12 protein-coding genes are annotated in these 20,293 nt (G+C 72.3%); 6 read left to right on the top strand and 6 right to left on the bottom strand.

Annotation, left to right across the window (positions count from 1 at the left end; all coding sequences use genetic code 11):
* Positions 1–29: 29 nt before the first annotated feature.
* Positions 30–428 carry a TOBE domain-containing protein gene (locus OHA86_RS27965; protein ID WP_329179592.1) on the bottom strand — a complete coding sequence of 133 codons (399 nt, stop codon included), beginning with the start codon at positions 426–428 and terminating at the stop codon, positions 30–32.
* A 442-nt stretch (positions 429–870) separates the two neighbouring features.
* On the opposite strand from OHA86_RS27965, the gene OHA86_RS27960 reads away from it, so the two are divergent.
* Entirely contained in the window at positions 871–2,433 is a 1,563-nt protein-coding gene (locus OHA86_RS27960; protein WP_329179591.1) for a VWA domain-containing protein, read from the top strand.
* 87 nt (positions 2,434–2,520) lie between these two features.
* On the opposite strand, the gene OHA86_RS27955 is transcribed toward OHA86_RS27960, so the two are convergent.
* Positions 2,521–4,494, bottom strand: a complete 1,974-nt coding sequence (locus OHA86_RS27955; RefSeq protein ID WP_329179589.1) for a discoidin domain-containing protein — start codon at positions 4,492–4,494, stop codon at positions 2,521–2,523.
* Positions 4,495–4,859: 365 nt separating this feature from the next.
* On the opposite strand from OHA86_RS27955, the gene OHA86_RS27950 reads away from it, so the two are divergent.
* Positions 4,860–5,807: a serine hydrolase gene (locus tag OHA86_RS27950; RefSeq protein WP_329179587.1), complete on the top strand. Its 948-nt coding sequence runs from the start codon at positions 4,860–4,862 to the stop codon at positions 5,805–5,807.
* 172 nt (positions 5,808–5,979) lie between these two features.
* On the opposite strand, the gene OHA86_RS27945 is transcribed toward OHA86_RS27950, so the two are convergent.
* From OHA86_RS27945 to OHA86_RS27935, 3 genes are all read right to left on the bottom strand, one after another.
* The gene (locus OHA86_RS27945) at positions 5,980–6,987 is read right to left on the bottom strand and encodes an NADPH:quinone reductase (protein WP_329179586.1); all 1,008 of its coding nucleotides are present in this window, start codon (positions 6,985–6,987) and stop codon (positions 5,980–5,982) included.
* A gap of 179 nt (positions 6,988–7,166) precedes the next feature.
* Entirely contained in the window at positions 7,167–8,033 is an 867-nt protein-coding gene (locus tag OHA86_RS27940; RefSeq protein ID WP_329182583.1) for a Gfo/Idh/MocA family protein, read from the bottom strand.
* Between the two features lie 5 nt (positions 8,034–8,038).
* The gene (locus OHA86_RS27935; protein ID WP_329179585.1) at positions 8,039–8,413 is read right to left on the bottom strand and encodes a 5-carboxymethyl-2-hydroxymuconate Delta-isomerase; all 375 of its coding nucleotides are present in this window, start codon (positions 8,411–8,413) and stop codon (positions 8,039–8,041) included.
* Positions 8,414–8,608: 195 nt separating this feature from the next.
* Here OHA86_RS27935 and glnII point away from each other — a divergent pair, with 195 nt between their 5' ends.
* Together glnII and OHA86_RS27925 are read left to right on the top strand one after the other, a co-directional pair.
* The gene (gene glnII, locus OHA86_RS27930) at positions 8,609–9,628 is read left to right on the top strand and encodes a glutamine synthetase (RefSeq protein WP_329179584.1); all 1,020 of its coding nucleotides are present in this window, start codon (positions 8,609–8,611) and stop codon (positions 9,626–9,628) included.
* Between the two features lie 194 nt (positions 9,629–9,822).
* Positions 9,823–11,706: a hypothetical protein gene (locus OHA86_RS27925; RefSeq protein ID WP_329179583.1), complete on the top strand. Its 1,884-nt coding sequence runs from the start codon at positions 9,823–9,825 to the stop codon at positions 11,704–11,706.
* Positions 11,707–11,909: 203 nt separating this feature from the next.
* Here the strand turns inward: OHA86_RS27925 and pulA are convergent, their stop codons facing one another.
* Positions 11,910–17,342 carry a pullulanase-type alpha-1,6-glucosidase gene (gene pulA / locus OHA86_RS27920; RefSeq protein ID WP_443071905.1) on the bottom strand — a complete coding sequence of 1,811 codons (5,433 nt, stop codon included), beginning with the start codon at positions 17,340–17,342 and terminating at the stop codon, positions 11,910–11,912.
* 410 nt (positions 17,343–17,752) lie between these two features.
* On the opposite strand from pulA, the gene OHA86_RS27915 reads away from it, so the two are divergent.
* A complete protein-coding gene (locus OHA86_RS27915; RefSeq protein ID WP_329179581.1) occupies positions 17,753–19,054 on the top strand; it encodes an extracellular solute-binding protein in 1,302 nt (433 codons plus the stop codon).
* 240 nt (positions 19,055–19,294) lie between these two features.
* Positions 19,295–20,293 (top strand): carbohydrate ABC transporter permease, encoded by a 999-nt coding sequence (locus tag OHA86_RS27910; RefSeq protein WP_443054235.1) that lies wholly within the window; start codon positions 19,295–19,297, stop codon positions 20,291–20,293.

Below are 20,293 nucleotides of genomic sequence, written 5' to 3'. Positions count from 1 at the left end.
ACCAGGTGGGCCGTGGCCCGCAGGTCAGGTCAGGCGCGGTCGATGTGGACGCTCGTGGACTTCACCCGGGCGACGGCCTCGGCGCCGACTTCGAGGCCGAGCTCCTCGACGGCCTCCCGGGTGACCAGGGACACCAGCCGGTGCGGGCCGGCCTGGATCTCGACCTGGGCGGCGACGTCGCCGAGCTTGACGGCGGTCACGATGCCCGGGAAGGCGTTGCGCACCGAGGTGCGCGAGGTGTCGGCGTCGCCCGCGTCGCCCGCATGGGCGATCTCGACGGAGAAGGCGGCCAGGTCGCGGCCGTCGATCAGCCGGCGGCCCGCGTCGTCGCGGTGGGTGGCGACCCGGCCGGCGTCGGCCCAGCGGCGGGCGGTGTCCGGGCTGACGCCGAGCAGGCGGGCGGCCTGTCCGATGGTGTACGACTGCATCCGCCCAGCCTAGAGGGGCGGGAGCCGCGGCGGACGCATCAGGGGGTACGGATCCGGCGCCACCCGCCCGCCCCCGTCGCCCGTGGCCCCTCGACCCGCACCCGCGAGCCGCCCCGCGGCCCGTACCCACCGGACCGCACCGCACCGCGCCCGCGGACGGCACCCCGGAGCCGCGCCCGCGGGACAGCCCCCGCCGGGACGGACCCCCGCCCATGCCTGCCGCCCGCGCCCCGGGACAGCGCCCCGCCAGCCGGCCCTCCGCCCACGCCTGCGCCCCGCGCCCCGCGCCCCCGGGACAGCGCCCCGCCAGCCGGCGTCCCCGCCCACGCCTGCGCGCCCCGCCCGCCGCACCCGTAACCCCGCCCCCACCTGCGGGCCCCGCCCGCGAACCGCAGCCGCGAAACCCTCGGCGGACCCCGGCACGCCGATGCAGACTTGCCGCATGACGTCGAAGCCGCTGAGCAAGGGTGCCAACACACCGGTCACCGCATCCGCCGTACGGGTGGTGCTGACCTGGGCCGCAGGACCGCCGGGAGGTACGGACCCGGACGCGTCCGCGCTGCTGCTGACCCGGGACGGGAAGGTGCGCGGGGACGACGACTTCGTCTTCTACAACCAGCCGCGGCACGCCTCGGGCGCGGTACGCCATATGGGCAAGCAGGGCGCGGGCGGCGCGGTGACCGACACCGTCGAGGTGGACCTCGGCCGGCTCGAAGCGGCGGTCGACCGGGTCGTACTGGCCGCTTCCGTGGACACCGGGACCTTCGGCGCGCTGTCCGGGCTCGGGCTGCGGCTGGTGGACGCCGGGTCCGGCACCGAGCTGGCGCACTTCGACTTCGTGGCGGCGACCGAGACCGCGCTGGTCGGCGGCGAGCTGTACCGGCGGGACGGCGGCTGGCGCTTCCGGGCGATCGGGCAGGGGTACGCGGCGGGCCTGGCGGGGCTCGCGACGGACTTCGGGATCAGCGTGGACGAGGACAGCGCCGCCGCGCGTACACCCGCCGCCCCGCGGCCCGCGGCTCCCCCGCCGCCGCCAGCGCCGCCGGTGCACCACGCCTCCACCCCGACGCTGCCCCCCAGCTCTCCCGCGTATCCGCCGGCGCCGCCCGCGTACCCCACGTCCCCGCCGCCCCCGTCGGCGTACCCGGCACCGGCGCCCACCGGCCCTCCGGCGCCGCTGCCGCCCCCGCCGGGCACGGGGTACGGCGCCCCCGCGCCGGCGGGCGGCGCCCCGCGCCTGGTCAAGGGCGAGGAGAACCTGCCCGTCGACATGCGCAAGCGGCTGTCGCTGCGCAAGGAGCAGGTCGCGGTGAGCCTGCGCAAGCACGGCGCCGAGGGCGCCACCGCGCGGATCGTGCTGGTGCTGGACGCGTCCGGCTCGATGGCGAAGCTGTACGCGGGCGGTGTGGTCGCCGGTGTGGTGGAGCGGATGGCCGCGGTCGCCGCGCAGTTGACCACCGACGGCACGATGCAGGCCTGGACGTTCGCCAGCAACCCGGCCCGGCTGCCGCCGCTGGGTCTGGGCGACCTGCCCGGCTGGATCGCGCTGCACGTACGGATCGGCGAGCTCTCGCTGTTCGGCCGGCGCAGAAAGCACCCGCGCGGACTCCAGCCGGGCCAGGTCGACATGGCCGCAGTGGGCATCCAGAACGAGGAGCAGAAGGTCATCGCGCAGGTCCGCGACTTCGTCCGGGCCGCGCCGTCGCAGGACCCGACCTTCGTGCTGTTCTTCTCCGACGGCGGTGTGCACCGCAACGCGGAGATCGAGCAGCAGCTGCGGGCGGCGGTCGAGGAGCCGGTCTTCTGGCAGTTCGTGGGCCTGGGCCGGTCGAACTACGGCATCCTTGAGCGCTTCGACACGATGGGCGGGCGGCGGGTGGACAACGTCGGCTTCTTCGCCGTGGACGACATCGCCACGCTGTCGGACGCCGAGCTGTACGACCGGATCCTCACCGAGTTCCCGTCCTGGCTCAAGGCCGCCAGGGCGGCGGGCATCCTGCGCTGACCCGGATATCGGCGGGCCGCGCGCGGCGGTACGGCCGGGGGATGGTGTCTCCGCCGTACCGCCGCTGCTGCCCCGGGGCGCGCCGGGTCAGGAGGAGAAGATGTGCACCCCGGACGCCTGGCCCGCGGGCCAGCCGCTGTTGGCGGTGAAGACCAGCCGGACGTAGCGGACGGACGCCGCGCTCGGCAGGGTGAGCGTCGCGGTGTTGCCGCTCGCCGGGTTGAAGGTGTAGGCGGCGCCGGACAGCAGCGAGGTGAAGCTGTTGCCGTCGGTGCTGCCCTGGACCGCGATGGTCTGGCTGCGGGTGGTCCACGCGGTGGCCGGCGGCAGGTCGACCACGATCCGCTTGACCGTGGTGGTGCTGCCGAGGTCCACCTGGATCCACTGCGGGAAGGCGTTGTTGACGCTCTCCCAGTACGTGTTCTGGTCGCCGTCGACGACGTTGCCCGAGCCGTAGCTCTGGGTGTGGCCGCTCTCCGAGGTCGGCTTGTGCAGGGCCAGGTCGGTGGTGCCCGAACTGGCGCTGGTGGTGACGCTGACCTGGTTGGAGGGCTGCGAGGCGTTGCCGGCCGCGTCGACCGCCACCACGTCGAAGGTGTAGGCGGTGGACGGCGTCAGGCCGGTGACGGTGAAGGCGGTGTTGCCGGTGCTGCCGACCTGGGTGCTGCTGCCGCCGCTGACCCGGAGCACCCGGTAGGCCAGGACGCCGACGTTGTCGGTGGCCGCGTTCCAGGCGAGGGCGACGGTGGTGTCGGTGTGGGCGGTGGAGTGCAGCGCGCCGGGGACGCTCGGCGCGGTGGTGTCGCCGCCGCTTCCGACCAGCGGCTGGGTGGGGCGGGTGGCGGTGAGCGCGAGCTGCCCCTTGAGCATCCGGCCGCCGTCGCCGGTCAGCCGCAGGTAGTAGTCCGACGAGCAGGCCGTACCGTCCTCGTCCAGCGCCAGGAAGCCGGAGTTGGTGGGCACCCACGCCTGGGACTCGGCGGTCTTGGCGATCTGGTTGCCCTCGTTGTACTCGTCGAACATCGAGATGTAGACACCCTGCACCCCGGCGCGGACCATGTTGTAGAACTGCCGCCACATGAAGTCGCCGTGTGCGCGCTGCCGCAGGGTGACCGCGCCGGGCAGGACGCACGGCTGGTAGTCGATGCCGTGGGCCGCGCACTCCGCCAGGTCGGGCACGGTGGCCACGTTGTAGAAGTTGTCGGCGTCAGCGACGTTCCCGATCCGGCCGACCATCCACGGCGAGATCATGTTGAAGGCGTGGTAGACGTCGGAGAACCCGGCGCGCGAGTCCCGGTCGCCGGTGCGCCACCAGGTCGGCACCCCGCCGATGACGTAACAGCCCTGCGACTTGAACCAGTTGACGACGTCCAGGCAGGGCGCGGGGGCGAAGGGGCGCTTGTCGTCGCTGAAGCCGAAGCCCCAGATGCACACCACCGGCTTGCCGTTCTGGGTGGCGTACGCCGACGAGGCGGTGTGCGCCTTCATCTTGTTGGTCCAGTCGGTCTTGATCTCCGACTGCATGTTCGTCCAGTCGGTGACGTCGTACATGATGTAGAACTTCCGGCTGTGCGCCTCGGCCGCGCTGCGCACCTTCGCCGCCATCGCGTCCCGGGTCGGCCCCTCGCCGCCGACGGGGTTGAAGCGCTGGAGGGCGGCGGTGTCGATGTTGTTCTGCTGCATCCACAGGAAGTGGGTGTCGACGGTCTGCTGGTCGTACGACGAGAACAGCGTGGCCGGCTGCCCGTTGCCGAGCGCCGCGTACGCGGTCGGGTACGTCCTGGTGTACTCGCGTACGTCGGGCCAGGCCACGATGCCGGTGTTGGACGGCGACGGCGGCTGGCTGGAGTTGGCGCTCCAGTGCCACCACGCATTGATGGGCGCACCATCACCAATGCACGCGAACCACCCCTGATACCCCACAGTGACCTTGCCCACAACGTCGCCCGGCGGGCTTGCGGCAGCGGCGCCGCCGGCCAGCGCGGTCTGCGTGGCCCCCACCGTTCCGGCTGCGGTCACCGCAATGGCGGCCTGTAGTAGCGCCCGGCGTGTGACACCCATCTGGACTCCTCCGATCGGCTGTCAACTCCCGCCGTCACGCGGCCGATCGGTCTACGGCAGCGGACCGGAAGTCTGGTGCGGGGATCGTAACGACGCGGTTACGTCTCCGCAATAGATCGCGCATCAGGCGAAATATTTGACAGAAGTCACGCAAGAAGCACTCAGTGCCCCTTGACAGCCTGGCCTGCGGAAAACACGTCACTCAGCCAACTTGGTATGAAAATCTTAGGAGAATGAAATATTCCGCTCATACGGTCTGGTGCATGACGCATGCATCAGGACCAGCGGGCGGGGAGCACGGCAGCACGCGCTCCCGTTCCCATCGGCGGCGGCGAAGACCGCCGTGGTGGCGTCGTCCGGCGGTCGTGTCGGCGGCCGTCCTGGCCGTCATCGGGCTGATCACCCTGGCGTTCGTCGCCAGGTCGCCCTCGGCCAAGGGGCATGCGGACTCCGTGGGCACCAGCGACGCGAAAGCCCAGGACGCAGCGGGCAGCTCTCCCCCGGCGAGCACCACCGCGGCCACCACCGCGCCGCCGTCCCCCAGTCCTTCCACCACGCCGGTGAAGAAGCCGGAGACGTCGTCAGCCGACGCCAAAGCCCGGCTCGCCACGGCGATCACAACGCTGTCGGCGGGCAGCAGCGGACGGCTGTCGGTCGCGGTGACCGACCTGGACGACGCGGACACCGGCGCGTCGTACGCGGACGGCTCGACCCCGTACGACACCGCGAGCATCGTCAAGGTCGACATCCTGGCCACGCTGCTGCTCCGGCACCAGCACGCCGGGACCACGATGACCTCGGCCGAGAAGTCGCAGGCCACCGTGATGATCCAGCAGAGCGACAACAGCGCGGCGACCGCGCTGTGGAACGCCATAGGGCGCAGGGCCGGGCTCGACGCGGCCAACAGCACGCTGGGGCTGCACCACACGTCGGGCGGCTCGGCCGACCTGTGGGGGCTCACCCAGACCACCCCGGCCGACCAGCTCGCGCTGCTGCGGGCGGTGTTCGGCGACGACTCGCCGCTGTCCTCGGCGTCCCGCTCCTACATCACCGGCCTGATGCACACGGTCACCAAGGGCCAGCAGTGGGGCGTGTCGGCGGCCGACGAGGACAGCAGCGGCTTCGCGCTGAAGAACGGCTGGCTCCAGCGCACCGCCACCGGCCTGTGGGACATCAACAGCATCGGCGAGGTCGACTACAAGGGCCATACGCTGCTGGTCTGCGTACTCTCCTCGGGCAACAAGTCCGAGCAGTCGGGTATCGACAAGGTGGAGGACGCGGCCGCGGCCGCCGTGAAGGCCCTCTACCCGTGATCCCCGGCGGCCCGGCGGCTGGCGGCTGGCGGCTGGCGGCTGGCGGCTGGCGGCTGGCGGCTGGCGGCAGAGCGTCCCGGCGGCTCGGGTTGCCCCGCCGGCCCGGGTTGCCCCGCCGGCCCGTACGCTCCGTGACGCCGGACGGGGCGCGGGCCGGGGGGTCTCGGCCGGGTCAGGGGGCGACGTCGATCAGGACCTTGCCGATCGCGGACTGCTGGACGGCGTCGTGGGCGTCGCCGGTGCGGGCCAGCGGGAAGCGGTGCAGCGGGAGGCCCGCGGCCTCGCCGACCCCGATGGCGCCGTCCGCCACGGCCGCCGCGACCGCGGCGACCGCGTGGTCCTTCGCGACCGCCGGGACCGTATAGACCAGCACGCCCTGCCAGCGCACGTTGACGAGCATCGAGGGCCGCGCGGGCACCTGGACCGTGTCCGAGTCCTCCGCGTAGAAGGCCACCACCGCGTCCGGGGCCACCACCGCCGCGTCCAGGGCGGCGTTGGCAGCCGGGGCGACCTCCACCACGATGTTCACCCCGTCCGGGGCGATCCGGCGGATCTCGGCGGCGGCGTCCTGCGCCCGGTAGTCGACCACGTGCCGGGCTCCCGCGGCCTTCGCCAGTTCGCCCTTCTCCGGTCCGCTGACCGTGGTGATCACGGTCGCGCCCGCCCAGCGGGCCAGCTGGATCGCCGCGTTGCCGACCGCGCCCGCGCCGCCCGCGACCAGTACCGTACGGCCGGCCAGCGCGCCCGGCGCGAGGCGCTCGGGGCCGCCGTCCGCGACGGTCAGCGTGCGGTGCGCGGTCAGCGCCGGGATGCCCAGGCTCGCGCCGAGGTCGAACGACGCGTGCTCGGGCAGCGGCACCGCCTGCCTCGCCGGCAGCGTGACGTACTCCTGCGCGGTGCCGTCGGCGCGGCCCCACGCGGCCTCCCACAGCCACACCCGCTCGCCGATCCTGGCGTCGGGGACGCCGGGGCCGACCGCGTCGATCACGCCGGAACCGTCCTGGTTCGGTACCTGGTCGCTCTGCGGGGTGCTGTACTGGCGGGATTTCCAGTCGGTCGGGTTCACGCCCGACACCCTGACGGCGACGCGCACTTCGCCCTCACCGGGGGTGGGGACCGGGCGGTCGGACAGCGCCATGACGTCGGCGGGGCCGTTGGTCTTGTAAGTGATCGCCTTCATGAGCGCTACAAGTTGCCGCCGGGCGGCTTTCTTCCCGCGCGGGGGTACTCCTTTCGGGGGGCGGTGCGCCGGGGCGCCCACAGGGGTGCCACTTGCCGTGGCGGGGCTTCCTTCCCCCGCGTCGCGGCTGCGCACGCGGTTCCCCGCGCCTCTGAGCGGGCGGGCCGCCACGCGCGGGGTCAGTGGAGCAGGGATTCCGCCGTGGCGAGGATTTCGGTGACGCGGAGGCCGAAGCGGGCGTCGCACGGGTGGGGGCCGTCGGAGACCAGGGCGTCGATCGCCCGGGCGAAAGCGGCGGTGGCCGGTCCCGCGAGGTCGTCGGGGTAGGTCGCGACGCCCTGGGTGCCGCGGAATTCGACGGCCACTCCCGCGCCGGCCGGCGGAGCGGTGAGCGTGAGTGCGGACGTGCTCGACGCGCCGCTGTCGTGGCGCAGCGTGAGGTGGACGGTGTCGCCCGGGCCGCGGGCGGCGGCGATGGCGGTGACGTCGCCGAGCACCGGCAGCAGGACGGACAGGGCGTGCGGGCCGACGTCCCACAGGCCGCCCTTCTCGCGCCGCCAGGGCGAGTCGGTGAAGGGGCTGTCGTCGCCCCCGAAGACGGCGCCGTACCAGTCGGCGCGGCCGGTGTACCAGCCGCCGGCCGCGGCCTGCCGGCCGATCCACTCGGCGCCGGCCGCGTCGAAACGCAGCGTGAAGAAGACCACCGAGCGCACCCCGGCCTCCTCGACCGCCGCGACCACCTCGCGGGCGTCCTCCACCGTGGCGGCCAGCGGCTTGTCGAGCAGCAGGTGCCGCCCGGCGCGGGCCGCACGGGCCGCCAGCGGCGCCTGGAGGGCGGGCGGCAGGGCGATGGCCACCGCGTCGACGTCGGCGATCAGCGCGTCGGGGTCCGGGTAGGCGCGGGTCCCGAAGAGGTCGGCGACCTCGGCGGCTGCCTCCGGCCTGCGGCCCCACACCCCGGTGAATTCGACGTCGGGATGCGCGGCCAGCGCGGGTCCGTGCGCGAGCCGCGCCCACGGTCCGGTGCCGAGCAGTCCGACCCGCAGCGCGCTCATGACGCGGTCCGCGCGTCGACGTGGCCCACGTACGCGTCGCGGTCCAGGTCGCGCAGGTCGACCGAGAACTGCACCTCGTACTGCGGGGTGGGCGCGATGTGCCGGCGCAGGGCGGCGAGTACCGCCCCGGTGAGCGCGCGCCTGGTCTCCGCGCTGCGTCCCGACAGCAGCGATATCTCGGCGTGGACCATCGCGTGGTACGGCGAACCGTCGGCGATCCAGAGGTCGTCATGGCGTACGAAACGGGTCTTGCAGCCGCCGGCGCGACCGCCGGCGATCGTCACCAGGGCTTCGTGCAAGTCCTTGCCGAAAGCGGGCCGGTCGAACGCTTCGGCGAGCGTTCCGGAGTATTCCACGGTGGTATGCGGCATGGTGCGGACCCTATCCCGGCAGGTCCGGGAGGGGGCAGGCGTCCCACGTGGGACCGTGGGGCGGCTGCGACCGGCGGTTACGTCCCGTTAACACAGGGGCAACGCTTGGGAAAACCCTCCTTGCGACGCTGCCTTCGGCCCGATCAGCGCAGCTCGGCCGCACCCGCGAACACGTTCGTTAAGGATGGCGTCACCGTGACCTACAAGGCTGAGTACATCTGGATAGACGGCACCACGCCGACCGCGAAGCTCCGTTCGAAGACGCGGATCCTGGCCGACGGCGCGGAGCTTCCGATCTGGGGTTTCGACGGATCGAGCACCAACCAGGCCGAGGGCCACGCCTCGGACCGCGTACTCAAGCCGGTCGCGTCGTTCCCGGACCCGATCCGCGGCGGTGACGACGTCCTGGTCATGTGCGAGGTCTTCAACATCGACGGCACCCCGCACGAGTCCAACACCCGTGCCCCGCTGCGCGAGGTCGCCGAGAAGTTCGCCGACCAGGAGTCGCTGTTCGGCATCGAGCAGGAGTACACCTTCTTCCAGGGCTCGCGCCCGCTGGGCTTCCCGGAGAACGGCTTCCCCGCCCCGCAGGGCGGTTACTACTGCGGTGTCGGCGCCGACGAGATCTTCGGCCGCCCGGTCGTCGAGAAGCACCTGGAGAACTGCCTGGCCGCCGGTATCGGCATCTCCGGCATCAACGCCGAAGTCATGCCCGGCCAGTGGGAGTTCCAGGTCGGCCCGCTCAGCCCGCTGGAGGTCTCGGACCACCTGTGGGTGGCGCGCTGGCTGCTCTACCGCACCGCCGAGGACTTCGGTGTCTCCGCGACCCTGGACCCCAAGCCCGCCAAGGGCGACTGGAACGGCGCGGGCGCGCACACCAACTTCTCCACCAAGGCGATGCGCGAGAACTACGCGGCGATCATCGAGGCCGCCGAGTCGCTGGGTCGCGACGACAAGCCGCTCGAGCACATCAAGCACTACGGCGCCGGCGTCGAGGGCCGCCTCACCGGCGCGCACGAGACCGCGCCGTGGAACGAGTACAGCTACGGCGTCTCCAACCGCGGCGCGTCGGTGCGTATCCCGTGGCAGGTCGAGGTGGACCAGAAGGGCTACATCGAGGACCGGCGCCCGAACGCCAACGTCGACCCCTACGTCGTCACGCGGCTGATCGTGGACACCTGCGGCGCCGCGCTGGAGAAGGCCGGCCTGGTCTGATCCGCTGGGCCCGCGCCCACGCGCCAACCGCCTCCCCGCGGTCGTGAAGTGCGCCCGTCACCGCGACGGGCGCACTTTCTTGCGCTGGGCACTGTCAGTGACCATCACCGGCGCCACTCGTTTGACGCAGAGTGAAGAGCCGACCGTCACATGCCCCGTCCCCGTCCGCGAAGAAGTCCGCACGGCACGTCCCGATGGCAGAGGCCGAGGCGGCACTGATCGAGCATTACCCACGGCTGGTGCGGCTGGCGTACCTGGCACTGCCCGCCACGACCGGCCGGCACCGCCGTGTACTCATCGCGCACGGGGTCGCCCAGCGCTCACTGCGTGTCGTCCTGACCTCGCAGGGCGGCGAGGGGCCGTACGCGCAGTTGCGCCGCGAGGTGCTGCGCCAGGCGCTGGCCCAGGGGCGGCAGTCGGGGCGGGTACGCAGCGCGCTGACCGTCGCGGGGCTGCCGCAGGTGGTGGGTGTACGGCTGCACCCGCAGGCCGGCGGAAGCGCGGAACTCGCCCTGGACCGGGCGCTCGCCACGCTGCCGGGGGCGGCACGGGCCGCGTACGCGCTGCTGGGCGTCGAAGGGCTGGACGAGCGGGCGGCCCGGGACGTGCTGGCGGCCGCGGGCGCCACCGACCCGCGCGGCGCGGTACGGGCGGCGGTGGACATCGAGAGCGACCACCACCTGCTGGCGGCGGGCGAGTTCGACCCCTGCACGGTGCATGTGCGGCCCACCGACCTGCTGCGGCGGCGGCAGCGCGCCAAGGCCGGGCTCGCCGGGCTCGCGGCGGTCGCGGTCGGCGCGGTGCTGCTGGTCGTGTCGACGTCCGGCGGTTCGCCCGAGCCGTACGGCGCCGCCGGGTCGCCGGACGCCGCGGCGGCCGTGGCGAAAGCCCTCGACCCGGACGCGCTCGTCCAGGCCAGGCCGCAGGCGTGGACCACCACCGCCCGGCTCGACTTCACCGCCTGGCCCGCGCGCGGCAACCGGGCCACCGACCGCACGCTGCTCACCCGCGCCCTGGCGGTGTGGGCCAACCCGGCGGCGTCCGTCCAGGTCAACGCGACCCCCGGCACCCCGCGGACGGCGCCGGTCCAGCCGCCGCAGCTCCTTTACGCCGGGGACGTCGACAGTGCCACGGTGGTGATCTTCTACGACGGGCTGCGGCTGGTACGTTACGCCCAGGCCCGCAGCGGGGGCGGCGGCGTGGCGGCCCTGGATTTCGCACAGGTCGCCGACGCCGACCTCACGACGGCCGCGGCGGTCGTCATCGACCGGGTCGACGGCAACACCCGCTTCCTGACCGCCCCTTGGATCGCCGGGGCCGAGACCCGCGACCTGCTGCGGCCCGAACAGCCGGGCGCGGCGCTGCGGGTGGCCGCCGACGGCACCACGGACCCGGTGCGCATGCCGGGCGCCGGGAGCACGGCCGGCACGTGCGGTACGGACTGGCCGGTGCTGCAACTGCGCACCTCCACGCGGATCGTGGAGAAGCACTCCCTCCTGCTCACCGACCTCGGCGACATCAGCCCGGTGCATCTGACCTTCACCCCGCCGCCTGTCGCCGGTGTCGACGCCCGCGCCCCGCGCGAGGCCACCGGGGCGCAGGCGCTGGTCAGTTGGGCGCACAGCGCGTGCCGGCTCGGCGAGCTGCGCGGCCAGGGTGTGCGGTCGGTCAACGACTGGGAGTTCGCCCATACGGTGCTCCCCGAGAGCGCCGGGTCCGCCGCGTGGACCTGCGACCGGGCCGACACGTGGCGCGGGCCGGGCCGCGCGACGGTCCAGTTCGTGCCGCCGGGCGTCGCGGCCGGGGCGCCGGGCACGCCGGCCGGCCAGCAGGTCGACGGGAGCGCGTGCAGCCGCTTCGGGCAGCAGGTCATGGCCGGGGTGATGTGGCAGTCCCCCGTCGGGAACTGGTATCTGCTGGCGGCGGGCAGCCGCGACGTGGTGTCGATCTCAGCGAGCGGCTTCACAGCCGGTGCGTCGGGACGGTTCCTCGCGGTGCCCGCGCCTCGCGGGACCCGGGCGACGCTGAGCGCCCGGCTGCGCTCGGGCGCCACCCTCCACCCGCTGAGCGGCGACTGATCCCGCCGGGTGGCTGCGATGTCCTGTGGCGTTCGCAGTGCCGCTCTCACCGCGGCCGGACGCGCAGTCCCCCGCGCCCACGGTGGCTCCCCCTCTGCGGAAGAGGACGAGCCCCACAGGGGCGCGGGAACTGCGCGGCCGACCCACCACCGGGGCAAGGCCACGGGACCGCCGGGAGGGGCAGCCCCGGGGGGACCCCCGGATCAGGCGGTGAAAACCGCCACCGTGCGGGCCGGGACGGTGAACGTACCGCTCGCGGCGGCGTAGGCCGCCGACTTGACGACTGGGTCCGCCCCCGCGGCCTGGAGCGGGTGCAGCGCGTACGGCGTACCCGCGAGCGCGCTCACCCGCTGCGTCTGCGTGCTCGGCGTCGCGTTGAAGACGACGACCAGCTCACCCACCGTCATCGTGATGACGCCCGGCGTCTCCGCCGCCCCGGACAGGGGGAAGCCCACCTCCCGCTGCACCTGGCCGGAGGTCGCCAGGTGGAAGGCCGGCTCGGCGGTGCGGATCCGCAGCAGGTCCTGGTACGCGGCGGACGCGCCGGTGATCTCGGCGCACCCGGGCGCCGCGTCCGGGTCGGTCAACAGCGGTGTGGCGTACGGCCACTTGTCCTGGTTGTCGGCCGCCGGCGGCAACCCGCGGCCGATCCCGTTGCCCTGCGCGCACGACCAGTGGATCGCGTTGAACCAGTCGCCGGAGTCGAAGGAGTTCCGGTCGAGCGACTTGGACCGCAGCAGGTCGGAACCGGCCTGGGCGAGCGCGGGTCCCTGGGAGAGCGCCGCCGTGGCCTCCGCGATGACCTGCATACGCGCCCGGTCCGCGGCCGAGGTGCCGGCCGGGAGCTTGTAGGTGAGCGCGTCGTAGAGCGATTCGTTGTCGTGCGCGTCGGCGTACGCGAGGGCGTCGCCGGGCGCGTCGGCGTATCCGGCGGGAGCCCCGTTGTAGTCGATCTCGGCGCCGGTGACCTGCTTGCCGGCCGAGTCGGTGAAGCTGAACTGCCGCAGGTTTCCGGTGAGTCCGACCTTGATGAGGTCCTGGTAGTGCAGCAGCCTGGCCTTCTGCTCGGCCGGGGTGCCGTTGGCCGCCGAGGAGTTGGGGTCGGTGTAGAGGCCGGAGGCGAAGCCCTGGACGCCGGGGTCGGCGTCGAAGGGGCTGCCGCCGCGTACCGCGTCGCGTGCCCGGTCGGAGAAGGTGGCGATGCCGGTGCCCGCCATGTTGGCCTGGGTGGCCTGTTCGAAGCGCGCGTTGTCGGCGACCTCGCCGAAGTTCCAGCCCTCGCCGTAGAGGATGATCTTCTTGCCGTCGACGCCGTCCTTCTGGACGGTGAGCGCGTCGAGGGCCTTGCGGACGGCGAGGATGTTGGCCTTGGGGTGGTGGCCCATGAGGTCGAAGCGGAAGCCGTCGACCTTGTACTCCTTGGCCCAGGTGACGATCGAGTCCACGACGAGCTTGCCCATCATGGCGTTCTCGGGCGCGGTGCCCGCGCAGCAGGTGGAGGTGGCGACCGAGCCGTCCGGCATGAGCCGCTGGTAGTAGCCGGGCACGATCTTGTCGAGCACGGAGGTGTCGGCCTGGCCGGCGGCGGAGGTGTGGTTGTAGACCACGTCCATCACCACCCGCAGCCCGCTGCTGTTGAGCCCCTGCACCATCTGGCGGAATTCCGTCGTGCGCCCGGCGCCGTCCGGGTTCTTGGCGTAGGAGCCCTCGGGCACGGTGAAGTGGTAGGGGTCGTAGCCCCAGTTGTAGGCGTCGGTGGCCTGCTGGGCGGTGACGCAGCCCTGTTGCCTGTCGCTGGCCGGACCGTAGGAGCCCAGGTCGCAGGCAGGTGAGGTGCGGTCGGCGGTCCGCTCGGGCACGGTCGCGAAGTCGAACGCGGGCAGCAGGTGGACGTAGTTGACGCCGGCCCGTGCGAGGTCGCGCAGATGGGTCATGCCGGCCGAGGAGGTGTCGGTGAAGGCGGCGTAGGTGCCGCGGTCGGCGGCCGGGACGGTGGTGTCGGCGACGGAGAAGTCCCGGATGTGCAGCTCCTGGATCTCGGCGCGGCTCATCGGCACGGCGGCCGGTTTGCGTTCCTGCGCCCAGCCCTCGGGGGCGAGCTTCGGGTCGTCCAGGTTCACCAGCAGGCTCTGCTTCGAGTCGGCGGTGAGCGCCACCGAGTAGGGGTCGGTGACCTTGTTGACGACGAGGCTCTGCACGCTGGGCGCCCAGACGGTCACGTCGTAGAGGTAGGGCTTCCCGGTCCACGCGGGGGTGCCGGTGACCGACCAGACGCCGCTCGCGGCGTTCTCCTTCATGGGGACGCGGTGGCCGCCGATCTCCACCGAGACGCTGTGCGCGGTCGGCGCCCACACCGACAGGCTGGGCCTGCCGTGACTGAACACCGGTCCGAGGGAAGCCTGTTGGGCGCTGCCCGCGTACAGGTCGTCCAGGACGCCCTGGGTCTGCACACCGGTCGCGGCCAGCAGGGCGCCGTTCGCGGCCCGTTGGGTGGCGATGAGCTGTCCGCGCAGGGCCTCGCGGACCCGGCCGCGGTCGCGCGGGTCGACGGTGAAGGCCGTGTAGCCCTTCAGCTGGGGGAATTTCGCGAGCTGCGCGGCGGTCAGCCCGCCGGCGGCCTTCCGCAGCCGCAGCCAGCGGCCCTCGCTCGACAGGGCGCCGTCCTTGACGGTGATGCCGCCGCCGGGGGCGTAGACGAGCTGCTGGGACAGCGAGGGGGCACTGGTCTGCCAGGCGACGGTGTCGCGGTCGATCCACTGGGCCTGCGCCTTGCCCAGGTCCAGGTCGGCGCCGCTGCCCTGCGGCTGCGGCAGCAGGTAGGCGGGGGTGGCGTCCAGCAGCCACACCTCGTGGCCCGTGCCGGTGAGGTCGAGGGACTGGTCGCTGGGCAGGTCCTTGGTGTCGCCGTTGTGCAGGATGTAGCTGAGCGAGGTGGCGCCGGCCGCGAGCGGGACCTCGTAGACGGCCCCGTAGGAGTCGGTACGGGCCGGCTGGAGGGGCGTGGTCCAGTCGGTGGGGCTGGCGGCGCCGTTCCAGACGTGCAGGCCCCAGCCGGTGTAGTTGCCGTCGGCGCGGTGGTAGTGCAGGACGGCCTTCGTGGCGTCCTGCGGCGGGTAGGCGCCGGCCGGGGCGGCGGCGGCCACGTCCGGGCTGCCCTGCTTGATCCAGACCTCGCCCGAGGCGCTCAGGTCGATGGTGCGGTCGCCGTCGGTGTCCTTGACGCCGTCCTTGTTCACCACGATGAAGCCGACGCTGGACGCGCCGGGCCTGAGCTTCACATAGGCGAAGGCGCCGTAGGCGTCGCGGCCGGTGAAGGGGTGTCCGGCCGGCCAGGTGGTGGCTTCGCCGTCGGCGAGGTCGCCCCAGGCGTAGAGGCCCCAGTCGGCGTAGTCGGACCCGGTCCGCTGGTAGTGGACGACCGCGTAGTCGTGGCTGATCGCGGTCGGGGGCGCGGTGACGGGCGGCGCGCCGGTCACGGTGGCGGCGGTCGCCGCGCCGGTGCGTCCGGCGGCGTCGACCACGACGGCCTTGTAGCGCACGGGTGTTCCGGCCGCCCCGGTGAGCGTCTGGGTGACCTTGTAGGGGGCGTGGTCGGCGGAGCCGAGCACCTTCCAGGGCGCGTTGCCGACCTGGGCGGCGAAGACGACCCGGTTCAGGCCGCCGCCGGTGACGTCGGCGGACAGCTCGACGGTGCCGGTCGCGCCGGACGCGGGCGGGGTCAGGGTGAGGTGCGGTGCCGCGGCGGGCGCGGGCAGCGGCTTGGCCGCGTGCAGGACGACGGCCTGGAGCGGCGGCACGGTGACGGTGAGCGTGCCGTCGGCGGCGGTGGCGGTGGTGCCGGTGGAGCCGTGGATCGCCTGGTAGGCGGCGCCCGCGGTGTTGCCGGACGGCACGGTCACGGTCCGGGCGGTGGTGGCGTTGTTGACGGCGACGAGGTAGTCGTCGCGGGTCGCGGCGTCGGTGCGGGAGTAGGCGTAGACGCCGGGGCCGCTGCCGGGGGCCGCGTACCGCTCGGTCTGTACGCCGTCCCGCAGCGCCGGGTGGTCCTTGGTGAGCTGCGACAGCGCGGCGATCGCCCGGTAGAGGGGGTGCTGCGGGTCGTAGGCGTCGGACGCGGCGGTGCGGGCGGTGCCGATCTCGTCGTCGTCGAGGTAGTCGGCTACCTGGGAGGCGAACATCGTCTGCCGGGCGTTCTTGTCGCCGCCGGCGGCGCCGGTGAAGCCCTGCTCGTCGCCGTAGTAGACCACCGGATTGCCGCGGCCGAGGAACATCACCGCGTTGGCCAGCTCGTCGCGCTTGAGCAGTTCCGCGTCGCTCGCGCCCGGGTTGTCCTGGGCGAGGAAGCTGCCGATGCGGCCCATGTCGTGGTTGCCGAGGAAGGTGACCTGCTCGTACGCGTTCGCCTTGTCCGTGGTGTAGCGGTAGTCCTGCCCGTAGACCGCGGCGAGCTTGGCGGGCGCGGCGCCCTGCGAGGCGTAGCCGCGGGCGGCGTCCTGGAACGGGAAGTCCAGCGTCGCGTCGAGCCGGCCCTGGGTGACGTACGGCGAGGTGACGGCCGGGTCGGCGTCGTAGGTCTCGCCGAACATGAAGAAGTTCTTCCGGCCGTGCTGTGCCACGTAGGTGTCCAGCGCGGTCGCCCACTGGGTCCAGAACGGCAGGTCGACGTTCTTGACGGTGTCGATGCGGAAGCCGTCGATCGCGAAGTCCTTGACCCACTTCTCGTAGATCTGCTCCATGCCGCGCACGACCTCGGGCCGCTGGGTCCACAGGTCGTCGAGCCCGGTGAAGTCGCCCTGGTCGGCGCTCTCGCCGGCGAAGGTGGAGTCGCCGCGGTTGTGGTACATCGTCGGATCGTTGAGCCAGGCCGGGACCTTGGTGTCGCGCGCGGCGGCGGGCACGGTGGGGGTGCGCGGGAAGGACGCGGTCGTGACCTTCGGGAAGGCGGTGGCGCCGTCGGCGTGGCTGTCGTCGTCGAAGGGGGTGCCGTCGGCCGACAGGTAGGGGAAGGCGCCCTTGGAGAGGTAGTTGTAGGTGTTGTCGGTGTTGCCGATCACGTCGGCGGTGTGGTTGGTGATCACGTCGAAGAAGATCTTCATACCCTTAGCGTGGGCCGCGGATATCAGCTTCTTCAGGTCGTCGTTGGTGCCGAAGTGCGGGTCCACCCGGGTGAAGTCGGTGATCCAGTAACCGTGGTAGCCGGCCGACGCGTCGGCGCCGGTGCCCTGCACGGGCTGGTTCTTGAAGATCGGCGCCATCCAGATCGCGGTGGTGCCCAGGCCCTTGATGTAATCCAGCTTCTGCGTGAGGCCCTTGAGGTCGCCGCCCTGGTAGAAGCCCTTGTCCGTGGGGTCGTAGCCGGTGCTGAGCCGGCTGCCGGTCAGCCCGCCGCGGTCGTTGGCCTTGTCGCCGTTCGCGAACCGGTCCGGCATCACGAAGTAGAACTGCTCGCGTGTGGCGTCGTGCCGGGCGGCCTGCCCGGCGAGCGCCCGGTCGGACGGCGGGGCGGGCGGCCGGGGCGCGCCGTGCGCGTAGGCCGGCTGGACGAATACGGCCAGCGCCGCGAAGGCGGTGGCGGCGGCGACGCGCCGGGCACGGCGCCGCGTCCTGAACACGGGCAGCCTGAACTCCAGGGCCACGGGCGGTTCTCCTTGCTGGGGACAGCCTCGCGCCCGGGTCCACGCGCATGAACCGGTCGCCACTGCGGCGTCGGTGCCGAAGCTGAGCGGGAACGTATCCCCGCGAGGGCCGTTGCAGCAAGACTCTGTAAGCACTTTCCGCGACGATCGCGCCATCCGCCGCCGCTCCCCGCCCAGTTCGCACACCGGAACGGGCCGCTTCGGCCACTTCCGCGCCGCCGCGACGACACGCCCGGATAACGGGGATGTCACGGATGAAGGATCTTGCGGAAAGTTTCTTGCAGCCTCTTTCGCAAAGCATTACATCGCTGTTACGTTCCTGCCCAGCCCGAGCGGCCCGTTGGGACGACAGCGGCCGGCAGCCAGCCTGGCCAGGGCGAACGGGCACTTCCCTCTTCAAGGAGTCAGGTATGCGACGCGGCATATCCGCCGTGGCGATGGCCGCGGCCATCGTTCTCGGGGTCACCGCCTGTGGCGGTAGTGGTAGCGACGACAAGAGCGACAAGGGGACGGCGGCCAAGGACCCGGCCGCGGTGTCCGGGACGATCACCTACTGGGACACCTCGGACGCCAAGAACGAGGCCCCGACCTACCAGGCCCTCATCAAGGACTTCGAGGCGAAGTACCCCAAGATCAAGGTCAATTACCAGAACGTCGACTTCACCACCGTGGAGCAGAAGTTCAAGGCGGCGGCGCAGAGCGGCAAGGGCGCGCCGGACGTGGTGCGGACCGACGTCGGGCTGATCCCCGAATACGCCTCCCTCCACTACATCGCCCCGCTGGACGGCACCGCGGCGCTGACCGACACGCAGGACTTCGTGGCGGGCCCGCTGGACACCACCAAGTACGAGGGCAAGTCCTACGGCGTGCCGTCGGTGACCGACACCCTCGGGCTGCTCTACAACAAGGACATCTTCGCCAAGGCCGGCATCACCAAGCCCCCGGCCACGTGGGACGAGTTGATCGCCGACTCCGCGACCATCAAGGCGAAGGTGCCGGGTGTCGCGGGCACCTACGTCAACCCCGACTCCTACTTCCTCTTCCCGCTGCTGTTCGGCGAGGGCGCGGACCTGGCGGACCCGACCGCCAAGAAGATCACGATCAACTCGCCGGAGGCCGTCAAGGCGGTCACCGAGGCGAAGAAGGTCTACGACACCTCCTCGCTCAAGGTCGACTTCGCCAGCGCCTACGACAACATGCAGACCTCCTTCAAGACCGGCAAGGTCGCCATGCTGATCCAGGGGCCGTGGTCGGTGGGCGACGACCTGACCGGGTCCGCCTTCCAGGGCAAGGAGGCCAACCTCGGGTACGCCCCGGTGCCGGCCGGCACCACCGGCAAGGCGCTGGCGCCGACCGGCGGCCACGACCTGGCGGTCTACCAGGGCTCGAAGAACCTCGACGCGGCCTACCTGTTCACGCAGTTCATGACCTCGTCGGCCAGCCAGCAGACGATCGCGCTGAAGAACGGCACCCTGCCGACCAGGACCTCCGCTTACACCGCCGAGGTGCTCAAGAACCAGACGATCGCCGGCTTCAAGCCGATCATGGACACCGCCCGGCCGCGGGTCGCGCTGCCGCAGGTGGGCAGCCTGTTCACGCCGCTCCAGCAGGAGTACATCAAGATCCTCCAGGGCAAGTCCTCGGTCCAGTCGGGCCTGGACGCGGCGGCGAAGGAGTTCGGCAAGCTGCTGCCCGGCTACAGCGTGCAGTAGCCGGCCCCAAGTTCCGGGCCGGCCGGCCGGGACCCCGCCCGCCGCAGGGCGTACGGGGTCCACGCGCCCGGCCGGCCGGTCCGGTCACCGGCGCCCCGCGCTCCCCCGCGGGCCGCCGGCCGCAACCCGTGGCCCGGCCGGCCTTGACCAGCCGCCGGCCACCCGCCGACCGCCGACCAGCCGTAGCCACCCGCCGCCAGCCGTAGCCGTAGCCGGCAGAGACGAAAGAGCCGAGGAGCGATGACCACCGCCACCATGGACGACCCCGCCCCGGGCACGGCCGCCCGCCCGCCGCGCGAGCCGCGGCCCGGCCTGATGACCACGATCAGGCGCTCCTGGGACCGGCACTGGTACGCCTGGGCGATGGTCGCCCCGGTCGTGATCGTGCTGGCCGTCCTGGTGTTCTACCCGCTCGGCTACGGCACGTACCTGTCGCTGACCAACGCCAACGAGACCAATGTCGCCAAGGACATCGGCCCGGTGCACATCGGCGCCAGCTACCACTTCGTGGGCCTGCACAACTACTGGCAGGTGCTGTCGGGCAAGGACGGCGACTTCTACCCGCGCTTCGAGTGGACGGTCATCTGGACGGTCTGCTGCGTGGCCGTCACCTACGCCATCGGGCTCGCGATGGCGATGCTGCTCAACCGCAAGGTGAGGTTCCGGCTGTTCTACCGGCTCTGCCTGATCCTGCCCTGGGCGGTGCCGGCCTTCATCGGCGTCTTCGCCTGGCGGCTGATGCTCAACTCGCAGTACGGCGTCTTCAACGACATCATCACCAGCGTCGGACTGCCCGCGCAGGACTGGCTCGGCACACCGCTGTCGCAGAAGATCGCGGTGATCATGGTGAACATCTGGGTCGGTGTGCCGTTCATGATGGTCGCCCTGCTCGGCGGCCTCCAGGCGATACCCGGCGAGCTCTACGAGGCCGCCGAGATGGACGGCGCCTCGCCGCTCCAGCGGTTCACCAACGTCACCGTCCCCGGGCTGCGCCCGGTCACCAGCACGGTGGTGCTGCTCAGCACCGTCTGGACGTTCAACATGTTCGCGATCATCTACCTGCTGCTGGGCAACAACACCACGGGCGACACCGACATCCTGGTGACATACGCCTACGAGAAGGCGTTCACCGGAGTGTCCGATTATTCCGCGGCAGCCACCTACGGAATCGTCATCCTCCTCATCCTCGTGGCCTTCTCCACCTTCTACCGCCGCCAGTTGAAGTCCGAGCAGGCCTAG

This window comes from Streptomyces sp. NBC_01477 (assembly GCF_036227245.1).
Taxonomy (GTDB): domain Bacteria; phylum Actinomycetota; class Actinomycetes; order Streptomycetales; family Streptomycetaceae; genus Actinacidiphila.
This window is presented reverse-complemented; position numbering and strand designations above follow the sequence as displayed.